Genomic DNA, 10,802 nt, shown 5'->3' with positions numbered 1-10,802 from the left:
ATTGTCTAAATTATTCGCCTAAACCAGTTGCTCCCCAGAAAATGGATGTGACCCAGTTTAAGGTTATAAAAGATAAATACATTAATTAAGATTGGAGCACTTTTTCTTTCGGACAACAAAAAATATTATTGCCAAAGCTTTTTTGAACACTAGAAATTTCAAAATATCCTTTCATTTCATCAATATTATAAAAAACATATTCCAGATTTTCAAAAAAAGGATTGAGCTGAATTGCCATCTCTTCATCCAACACCTCTAATAAAATAATTGGTCGGAGTTGCTTCAGTAAATCACCCATGCCTAATAAAACCGACACTTCATGCCTTTCAACATCCAACTTCATTAGAATATTTTTCCCAATATAATTTACATTCAGAATGCTATCTAAACGCTTACAACAAACTAGATAAGAATTGGGATTTTGTAGCTTAGTAACGTGGGCCGTATATTCATTACTTCCACCTTCTTCCATCAAAAAAATTTCTCCCACCGTATCACTCAATGCGATGTTATGAAGATGAATATCAAATGTATTGATTTGTACATTAGATTGCAGTTTATCAAACGTTCGTTTTACTGGTTCAAACGCGTGCACTTCTGCATTAGAATTTAAAGCAGAAGCAATTAAACTATATGTTCCCGTGTTGGCTCCAATATCAAGAATCAAATCACTTTGTTTGGCATATTTAATCCATAAATCAATTGAATACCTTTCGCAGGCGCCGACACCTTTCCAAAAATGATCCGACTCCATTGCAAAACCACTTCCATAATGTTTCATCAAAAAGGAATGTTCTTTATCGACAGAAACCTTAAAATTTCCTTTAAAATATAAATGTCTAAAAATGGATTCCTTAGGAAGGTAAAAAAAACGAATCATGGAAAACAATTCGCACTTTAAGGGCACAAATCCATATACTCCTAACATCATTTTTTTCAACCAAGGTTCCATTTTATGCATCATTAAAAATACGTCACTAATTCTTTTTAAATATTATTTTCCTCTTTAATCCGCTGATAAATCGACAACAATACTTTTTCTTGTTCGTTCCAATTTATTTCTTTCGCTGCATGGCTTAGATTTTCTTTCCATGCAGCATATTCTGTAGGATTGTCGTAGATCCATTGTATACGATCAGCTATATGTTTCGGCTCATAAGATTCAACGAAGGTGCCTATGCCATACAAATTCATAATACGTTCCACTTCTTGCAATCTAGAAGCTAAGACAGGTACACCCGCATGTACGTAATCAAATACCTTATTCGGGAAACTATAAATGTAATTTTCACTGATGGGTTTATCAACGGTTAAGCCCAAATGTGCTTGCATGGTATACTGCTTTAATATATGATGTGGTACTTTAGGAATAAAGCGTACACGGCTTTCTAAAGCGTGTTCTTTCACTAGTGCTTTTAATACATCAATTACATCTCCACTACCGACAAATAACAATAAAAAACGTTCGTCGAGGTATTGCATTGCTAAAGTCAATTCTTCTGTACCGCGTTCTACATTGATACCTGTGCCTTGATAAATCAATATAAACTTATTCTCAATATCCTTTAATTTATACTTCGAGTCTAACAGTGTTTCTTGAAGAATCGGTACGTTCATCACCACTTCTACGGGTTGTTTAAACTCGTTTACAAACAAACTTCGTTTCGCAAAGTTATCGGTGTAGATATAAGTTAATTTGGGAAATATCCAATTTTCAATGGACTTCCATATCTTCTGTATGCGTGGCCTTTTAATCAATTCAGGTACGCCTGTAAAATATTCGTGGTTATCATAAGCCAATGGAACACCTTTTATTTTCGATACCAAATAATTAGGTAATAGTGTATCTAAATCGTTTGCTAGTAAAATATCTGCTTTATGAAACAGTACATAGAAAAATAAATACAGATTATATTGGGCATAAAACAAAGGTCCCTTTTCAAACCACAAATGAAATCGATGTGTTTTATATGGACGTTCATCCATCGGCATGCTGTCGTTTTTCTTTCTTCCTACCAATAAAATTTCGTACCCATTTTCATGCAAACTATTACAAATTTTAAATACCCGTTGATCGGTTATTAAGTCTGTTGTTACAGAAACGGTAATTTTTATTTTTTTTATACTGGACATTATACGCGTTTAAAGAATCGGAACCAAAATGGAAGATTGTATTTTAATACAAGAACGAATTCTTCGTCTTGGGCCCCAAAATTTTTATTAAAATCAGCAATAACGGGTAAATTAGACCCTCCGAAATGCACTCGCAATAAAGAATCGTTTACATATGCTTTTTCAACAATTTTAAATAATACATAATGCAAGAGACTGTGTTGACGTGCTACTTCATTGCTAAAGCAAGCTACTAAATACATTTTACCTTTGGCATAAATATAAAATTGTCCGCAGGTAAATGTCCCAGTTCCATCTTTTATTCCGTCAATAAAACCATAGCCTTCTTGTATCGATTTTTGTGCAAGTACTTCTAATAACTTATAATCTTTATTTTTATAAGGTTTCCCTTTTTCTAACAACTCTTTTTTTAGTGCTGCAATAAAAATAGGTATGGGTACCGAAGTAAGTGTAGTTAATTGGGAAGCTTCAGCTTTGCGAATGTTTCTTCCCCAAACTTTGGTGGGGAAACGCACGCCCTCTTTTAATTCTAATAATTGGTGACGTCTATGTTTAATGTTTAAAGATACATCTTTGATTAAGCGTTCATCGGTTGTGTAACAGAGATAATCAAATGTATCATTCAATCGATTCAATTCAACTGCAATTTCCTCTTCAAAACGTGCATCACCATACACAGCAATTTTCTGAACAAAATTAGGCAAATCAAAAAATGACCAAGCCAGTTTTTTATTTCCAAATATTGGGAACACAGCTGCATAATCATCTGCAACAATGGCAGACCAATTGGGACAAACAACATTCAACCAAGATGAACGTAAGTATACGTCTGCATTGGAATCTGCTACGATACAGGCATCCCACTTTTTAAAATCTAGGTCTTGATGTTGTATATATTGTATCAAAATTACTTGTTTTGAAGATCTGAGTAACGCGCAAATATGCACGTATCTTTTACAGATGCGATAAAAGCATCGAGGGTTTGCAAGGAGTATTCACTTTGTGCTTTAGGATGTCCGATTACAACCATTGTATCGTTGTTCTTCAAAACACGCATATCAAACTCATTCTGTAATAAACTGGCGAAATAACCATCGCAACTCAATGCTTGCTGTGTATACGAAGTGAGTAATGCTTTTTTTGTACTCTTTTGTGCCATTGGTACGCCATCGCCCATCCCTTTGTGGAAAGAACGATTTAATCTACCGCGAACGTATAAATTCCAAAAGAATAAGGGAGATAATTTTACAGAAGAAATCGGCAACTCCAGAAAAGAACCAACTGAATTTTCTCTCAAAGGATCTTCTTCAAACATCCACTGATCTAGAGCAGGCGCAGTGCTGAAGTCAAACTGAACTTGTTCTGCTTGTATGCATCCTTTTTCATACACCGTACTTTCAATCCAAACGCCTAATTTCTTAAAGATATTGTTCAATGTATTCCAAGGAGGTAAACACCAACCTCCTGCTCTAAATGCGATTGGCGCTACACTCGTTACTTCTTTGGTAATCGCATAATATCGTGTTACGATATCTATAATTTGCACATCCGAAAATTGATCCAAACGATATCGATCCGTTTTCATTTGCCACGTTTTCCCATCATAAAAACTATCTTCCCAATGGGGATGAATATGTAATTGGCAATCATGCCCAGCAGCTACCAATTGCTTGATTTGAGAAAAAACCTGTTTCCGTTCATAATCAACAGATGGATAGCGTTTTGAATATTTTTCAAGTGCTAGTAAATAACCACTATCTATAAAAAAATTAAGATAAATACCCTGTTTCGCAGCAATTTCAAGTAAGCGATTTGTAGGCTCAATGATACAATTACCAGCGGTGCCTGTATTGGCCCCGAAGTACAATTCATAATCGAACGACAAATAGACTTTCATGTACGTATTGATTCTTGTAGAAAACAGATATTATCGGTAAATTTATACATACTAGCTTACACACCCAAATAGATACCCAACCATCTTTCTCTATCAAGGAAAAAAAGTATGCGTTTAGAACAAGATACTCCATTTGAAGATTCCTCAAGAGATGAGCTTATTCAGCGTGTAAAGGACTTGCAGCTTATAAATGCAAACCAACGACCTGAAAAAATACTTCAAGAAGCATTCGAAAAAATAAACCTATTGGTCATGACAATTGACCAAGACGGAGTGATTGTATTTACAAATGAAGCTTTTATTGAGGTAATTGGTTGGGAGAGAGATACGATACTAGGCCAAAACTGGAAAGATTTTTTAGAAACGGGTGCCGACAATACGAAGGATGCCCACATATATACCTTAATCAAAAAACAAGGTTTCGTTGATCAGCTAAAACGAAAATTCCTTTCAAAAGAAGGCGATTATAGAACCATAAAATTCAATGTTGTTATTCACCATCCGATAGATAACGACAAACATCTAACGACTCTTATTGGCGAAGATATTACCGATAAGAAAAAAGTTATTCGTGCGCTTAAAGATAGCAATGAACAATTACAAGATTTATTTGAAAATGCGAATGATTTAATTCAGGTTTTTGATTTAGAAGGAAGAATACAATTTGTAAATAGAGCTTGGAAAGAGACGCTTCAATATTCGGATGAAGAAATTTTAAAATTAAACTTTCGAGACATCATTGCTCATGATCATGTTGAAGAGACACTTGAGCATTTAAACAAAATTCTTGAAAGCAAAAAAGATGATAAATTTGAAAGTGTTTTCACCAGTAAATACGGGCGTAACATTCAGGTAATTTGCAGTGTTAACGTTCGCTACGAAAAAGAGAAGGCTGTTTCTTTTAGAGGCATCTTCCACGACAATACGGAGCATCTGCGTGCAGAACGTGCGCAAAATTTATATTATAAAATTTCGAATCTTGCTATAAATAGCGATAAGCTTGATTCTTTATTAGACAACATACACAAAGAACTGCGCACCTTAATTGCAGTAAATAATTTTCATGTTGCGCTGTATGATCGCGATCACAATTATTTAAATTTCCCCTATTACGTTGATGAAAATATAGGCCCAAAGCCTATAAGCATGAAGCGTATCGTTGGTAAGGGTTTAACAGAATACTCTCTTTTCAACGACGGTCCAACGTTCTTGTACGAAGAAGACATACAAAGATTATCGGATGAAGGTAAAATTGAATTATTAGGTCCTATTCCAAAAATATGGTTGGGCGTGCCTTTACGCCTAGAAAACAGAACTATTGGGGTTATCTGTGTAAAAAGTCACAGCGACAGAAACAAATACAAACGAAGACATGTTGAGCTATTAGACTTTATATCTGGTCAAATAGCTTTGGTTATTGAACGTAAACGCAATGAAGAAAAAATCATTGACCAAACGGCACGTTTAAATGCAATCTTTGAAAGTAGTTCTCACTTAATATGGTCGGTAAACAGAAGACGTGGACTTACTTCTTTCAACCAAAATTATGCAAATGCCATATTTAGAAAATATCAAAAATATCCTTCAATCTATGATGAAGGAGAATCAAAAGAAATCTTAATTCTATCCGATTCGAATTACCATGAATCCATTGATGAAAAATATCGATTGGCTTTTAATGGTGAAGCGCAACATTTTGAAGCCTGCAATACCATTCAAAATGGCGAGGTATTCTGGAGAGAAACCTTTTTAAATCCAATTTTCTTACCAGATGGCAGAATAGCGGAGGTATCAGGTATCTCGCACGATATTACTGAAAAGAAACAATGGGAGTTAACCATACAAGAAAGCGAAGAAAAATTTAGAAATATTTTTGAATCGTTTCAAGATATTTATTACCGTACCGATTTGCAAGGAAACATTACTATGATTTCGCCATCAGGATGTGAAATTACGGGTTATAAGCAAGAAGAAATTATTGGGAAACATATTGGTGATTTTTTCACTACAGACAGACATCAAGTAAATTTAATTCGAGAAGTTTTAAAAACAGGTCAAGTAAAAAATTACGAAACCAAAGTTAGCATTAAAGATGGCGCCGCTTTACAATGTATATCAAACATACGTTTGATATACAATAAAGATGGCAAACCCGTTGGTGTTGATGGCGTAGCCAGAGATATTACGTATTTAAAAAAGGCAACTGCCGATTTACTTCAAGCGAAAGAAATTGCAGAGAAATCTTTAAAAGTAAAAGAGAATTTTTTAGCGAACATGAGTCATGAAATCAGAACTCCGATGAATGGTGTCATTGGTATGATTGATTTATTAAACGAAACACCCTTACTAGAAGAACAACGCAAATACGTTCAAACGATTAAGAAGTCTTCTGAAACATTATTAGATATTTTAAATGACATTTTAGATCTTTCAAAAATTGAAGCTGGTAAAATGCAATTACGCCTCGCTCCTATAACCATAGAGCAAACAGTTGAAAAATTGTATGCGTTGTTTTACCAACAAGCCAGTCTTAAAAAAATCGATTTGTTGTATAGCATTGATTCTAATGTGCCAAAAATAATTTTGGGTGATGAAACACGGTTATTGCAAATCCTTTCGAATCTAACATCGAATGCAATAAAATTTACCGAAAAAGGATCCGTTCGCATACAAATTTCATTAGACCACAAAAAAGATCAGTTAAATAAAATACGAGTAAACATTACAGATACAGGTATTGGTATTCCAGCAGATAAACTAAATATCCTTTTTGGCAACTTCAATCAAGTTGATAATTCATCATCGAAATCCTATGGTGGTACTGGATTGGGTTTAGCCATTTCAAAAGAATTAAGTAAGTTAATGAATGGTGAAATTGGTGTACAAACACAGTCTGGTGTAGGAAGTACTTTTTGGTTTACGTTTGAAGCAACCGATAGCAAGCTAACTATTGACAGGGCGAAACCAGAAGTACGTACCGTTATTGCGAACGAAAAGCCAATCAAAAACTTTCCAAAAATTTTATTGGTAGATGACAATGCCATCAACTTATTTGTAGCTTCCGAAATACTTAGAAAAGCAGGCTGCGAAATTGATACTGCAGGAAATGGTTTGGAAGCGATTCAAAAAGCAAAGGAGCATTCCTATAAAATTATTTTCATGGATATTCAAATGCCACAAATGGATGGCATGGAAGCAACTGCTGAGATTCGAAAATTAAATCTAGCAATCGTACCACCCATCATTGCAATGACCGCTTATTCCATGAAGGAAGATAAAGAGCGGTTTATGTTAAATGGAATGGATGACTATATTGCTAAGCCCATAAAAGCTGAAATGCTTATTTCAAAAGTAAAACATTGGATTCAATTAAATGCAGATGATACGCTAGAAGACAGCGATGAGATAAGTGCAGATAATGCATTTCCAGCGCATTCCATTATAGATTTTGACGTTTATTCAAAACTTAAAGATTTATCGGGTGCAGAAATACTGCAGCAGATATACAAAGAGTTTGAAAATGAGTCACTTGAACAAATTGTGGATTGTAAAAAATACCTAAGTATGGGTGACATTCATAATATTTTAAATAAATTGCACACATTAAAGGGCGTAGCTGGAACTTTAGGAGTAATTGAACTAGAAAATTTATCTAGATCTATTGAAGCAAAACTAAAATTTGGATATTATCCCGAACTTAAAGACGATTTAGAAGAACTTTCAGAAGCTCATAGTCGTTTCGTTAATCAATACACTTTTATACTAAATTCTTATTAAAAATGAGCGCAAAAAAAGTATTAGTTGCTGAAGACAGTTCGGTTATTCAAAACCTAACGAAGAAGATATTACAATTTCAAAATTACGAAATAACGGCAGTTAAAAATGGCAAAGAAGTAATGAAGGAACTGGAAAAAGGTTCATTTGATATTATTTTGATGGACATCAACATGCCGCAAATGGATGGAATGACTTGCGCAAAAGAAATCAGAAAACTTTCTGATACTACCAAAGCAGCCATTCCTATTATTGCCATCACTGGAAATGCGAAAAACTATTCAGATGAAGATTTCAAATCTGCTGGTATCAATGCCTATTTACAAAAGCCTTTAGATTTTGATCGATTGGTTGAAATTGTTAAAGAATATACGGCTTAAATTAGAGCATGGAAGTTAAATACACTACTCAGTTTTTAAGCAAGCTTGAAGATATCTTTTCAGAGTCGGATTATATGTTGCGTTATGAAAAAGGCAACTTCCAATCGGGTTACTGCTTGCTAAGAGAAACGCACGTTGCAATTGTAAATAAGTATTATCCATTAGAAGGTAAGGTCAATTCATTAATAGAAATATTAAAACAAATTGAATTGAATACAGATAAAATGACGGATAAAAATAAAAAGATGTATTTAGACATCCATAAATCATAAGGTGTTAAAAGCAATATTTTTAGGAACCGGAACCTCGCAAGGCATCCCTGTGATTGCCTGCGAATGCGCAGTATGCAAATCGTTTGATTATCGCGATAAGCGACTACGCACATCTATATATATTGAAACAGACCTCGTTAAATTGGTTATCGATACAGGGCCTGATTTTAGACAACAGATCTTACGAGAACGGATAAAAGAATTGGATGCAGTACTTTTTACGCACGAGCATAAAGATCACATTGCAGGTTTAGATGATGTAAGAGGTTTTAACTTTGTACAAAAACGCGACATGCCCGTATTTGCACGAAAAAATGTTATCGATGCTTTACACAGAGAGTTTTCATATATTTTTTCGGAAAATAAATATCCAGGTATTCCGCGCATTGAAATAACAGAATTAACCAATGAACCATTTGAAATAAACGGAGAACGCATTACTCCTATAGACGTGATGCATTACAAATTACCGGTATTTGGTTTTCGCATTCAAGATTTCACGTATATAACCGATGCCAATTATATTTCCGACCAAGAAATAGAAAAAATCAAAGGCTCCAAAATTTTGGTTTTAAATGCGCTTCAAAAAGAGCCGCATGTATCCCACTTCACCGTGGACCAAGCAATCGAAATTGTAAAAAAAATCAATCCAGAGAAAGCATACTTCATACACATGGGGCACCGTATGGGTAAACATGCTGACGTTGAAAAAGAACTTCCTCAAAATATTCATTTCGCTTACGACGGCTTGGTTGTGGAATTGTAAATACATCGTAGCACTTTATTATAAATACAATCAATTATTTATAATTTGTCTTTATTCTGCCCCCTGATCACTAACAACCGACCACTACTTTCTGTAAATGAAACTACACCTTTGGACCATTGGAAAAACGAACGATGCCTATTTAAAAGAAGGCTGTGATCAATACTTAAAGCGTCTTCCACATTACCTTCCCTTTGAATACATCGAAATACCTGAACCTAAAAACACAAAGCTCAGTAGCGATGTATTGAAAAAAGAAGAAGAGAAAATACTATTAAGTCGTCTTCAAGATTCCGATCAATTAATTTTGTTAGATGAAAAAGGGAGTGAATTTACTTCAGCAGAATTTAGTCAATTCATTCAAAAGAAAATGAATACGGTTTCTGGCAATCTAATTTTTTTAATCGGTGGACCTTACGGATTTTCTGAAGCTATTTACAAAAGAGCCAATGGCAAAGTAGGCTTGTCAAAAATGACACTCTCCCATCAAATGGTACGCTTGTTTGCGCTCGAACAATTATATAGAGCTTGTACAATTATTAAAGGAGAAAAGTATCATCATTGATTTTTTTTGAAATTTTTAAAATGTTAAACACTCTATCTTAAAATTGAATTGAACATATTGTACAAATAACTTAAGAAAAATTAATAAAGTAAGTTAGAGCATCACGTTTATTTTAATTGAAAATGCCCAAGATATACATTGGGGATATTAAACATTCCAAAATCTTTATTAAAAAAATACATATACGTTTCAATATTTAAATTCAATCCATATTTTTAGAATGCAATTGATTGCTTAAAAAATAATACTGAAATGCATTGTCAATTGCTATTTTTATTTCAAGGGGATGCCATGGCTTTTCAAGATAACGGAAAATCATACCCATGTTTATTGCGCGTTCAAATACCTCTAAATCAGAAAAAGCAGTTAAAATTATACGGATCATGCTAGGATATTTTTCTTTTACAGATTCTAAAAATTCTACACCTGTAATTTCAGGCATCCGTTGATCAGAAATCACAACTTGAATTTGAGGATTTTCAACTAATATTTCATTGGCTTGAGAAGCGTTATTAGCTATAAATACTAAATAATCTAATCTAAAAGATGCTTTAAATGAATTCAAATTATTTATCTCATCGTCAACATATAAAACTGCTATTTCATTCATAAAAAAACCCATAATAATTATAGTCAAATGTACAATACACAAATCAAACTTTAAAATTATGAAAGTAGATTTTGTCTAAGCATAAATTCTAACTGCGCATTTACGCGTACTAGATCTTTTGTTAAATCTGAGTTCTCTTTTCGAAGTGTATATAACTCAAACGCTTGATTGATGAACATTTTCAATTCTTCTTCGTCCCAAGGTTTATTGATATATCTGTAAATTTGCCCTTTATTAACTGCATCTATCAATGCCTGCATATCTGTATAGCCAGTTAATAGAATTAGGATAGGGTTTGGAAAATCTGGAATAATAGATTCTAAGAATTCTACACCTGTCATTTCAGGCATGCGTTGGTCTGTTAGTATAATTTCAATTTCAATACTTTCTAGAATTTTCCGACCC

Annotated in this window: 11 protein-coding genes; 5 read left to right on the top strand and 6 right to left on the bottom strand. The window is 33.8% G+C overall.

Annotated features, from left to right (window positions below; genetic code table 11):
* Positions 1 to 85: 85 nt before the first annotated feature.
* The 4 genes from Q0543_RS15520 to Q0543_RS15505 are packed head-to-tail and all read right to left on the bottom strand — an operon-like array spanning position 86 to position 4,030.
* On the bottom strand, positions 86 to 931 hold the full coding sequence (locus Q0543_RS15520) for an FkbM family methyltransferase (protein ID WP_299255181.1): 846 nt from the start codon (positions 929 to 931) through the stop codon (positions 86 to 88).
* A gap of 56 nt (positions 932 to 987) precedes the next feature.
* Complete coding sequence (locus Q0543_RS15515) at positions 988 to 2,133, bottom strand: glycosyltransferase (protein ID WP_299255178.1); 1,146 nt, start codon at positions 2,131 to 2,133, stop codon at positions 988 to 990.
* The gene (locus tag Q0543_RS15510; RefSeq protein WP_299255176.1) at positions 2,133 to 3,038 is read right to left on the bottom strand and encodes a hypothetical protein; all 906 of its coding nucleotides are present in this window, start codon (positions 3,036 to 3,038) and stop codon (positions 2,133 to 2,135) included. The genes Q0543_RS15515 and Q0543_RS15510 overlap by 1 nt, the downstream gene beginning before the upstream one ends.
* 2 nt (positions 3,039 to 3,040) lie before the next feature.
* A complete protein-coding gene (locus Q0543_RS15505) occupies positions 3,041 to 4,030 on the bottom strand; it encodes a hypothetical protein (RefSeq protein WP_299255173.1) in 990 nt (329 codons plus the stop codon).
* 108 nt (positions 4,031 to 4,138) lie between these two features.
* Here Q0543_RS15505 and Q0543_RS15500 point away from each other — a divergent pair, with 108 nt between their 5' ends.
* The 5 genes from Q0543_RS15500 to rlmH all read left to right on the top strand — a co-directional run bounded on the left by Q0543_RS15500 (position 4,139) and on the right by rlmH (position 9,787).
* Entirely contained in the window at positions 4,139 to 7,807 is a 3,669-nt protein-coding gene (locus tag Q0543_RS15500; RefSeq protein ID WP_299255170.1) for a PAS domain S-box protein, read from the top strand.
* A 2-nt stretch (positions 7,808 to 7,809) separates the two neighbouring features.
* A complete protein-coding gene (locus Q0543_RS15495) occupies positions 7,810 to 8,184 on the top strand; it encodes a response regulator (RefSeq protein ID WP_299255167.1) in 375 nt (124 codons plus the stop codon).
* Positions 8,185 to 8,192: 8 nt separating this feature from the next.
* Positions 8,193 to 8,456 (top strand): hypothetical protein, encoded by a 264-nt coding sequence (locus tag Q0543_RS15490; protein ID WP_299255164.1) that lies wholly within the window; start codon positions 8,193 to 8,195, stop codon positions 8,454 to 8,456.
* 1 nt (position 8,457) lies between these two features.
* Positions 8,458 to 9,222 (top strand): MBL fold metallo-hydrolase, encoded by a 765-nt coding sequence (locus tag Q0543_RS15485; protein WP_299255161.1) that lies wholly within the window; start codon positions 8,458 to 8,460, stop codon positions 9,220 to 9,222.
* 97 nt (positions 9,223 to 9,319) lie between these two features.
* The gene (gene rlmH / locus Q0543_RS15480) at positions 9,320 to 9,787 is read left to right on the top strand and encodes a 23S rRNA (pseudouridine(1915)-N(3))-methyltransferase RlmH (protein ID WP_299255157.1); all 468 of its coding nucleotides are present in this window, start codon (positions 9,320 to 9,322) and stop codon (positions 9,785 to 9,787) included.
* A gap of 202 nt (positions 9,788 to 9,989) precedes the next feature.
* Here rlmH and Q0543_RS15475 read toward each other — a convergent pair whose 3' ends face one another.
* Together Q0543_RS15475 and Q0543_RS15470 are read right to left on the bottom strand one after the other, a co-directional pair.
* Positions 9,990 to 10,397, bottom strand: coding sequence for a response regulator (locus tag Q0543_RS15475; protein WP_299255154.1), 408 nt, complete (start codon positions 10,395 to 10,397; stop codon positions 9,990 to 9,992).
* A gap of 56 nt (positions 10,398 to 10,453) precedes the next feature.
* On the bottom strand, positions 10,454 to 10,802 hold a 349-nt coding region (locus Q0543_RS15470; protein WP_299255151.1), incomplete at its 5' end, for a response regulator.

It is taken from the genome of uncultured Cytophaga sp., from assembly GCF_937863595.1.
Taxonomy (GTDB): domain Bacteria; phylum Bacteroidota; class Bacteroidia; order Cytophagales; family Cytophagaceae; genus Cytophaga.
Note: the sequence above shows the minus strand (reverse complement) of the source record. Positions and strands in the feature narration are given on the sequence as shown.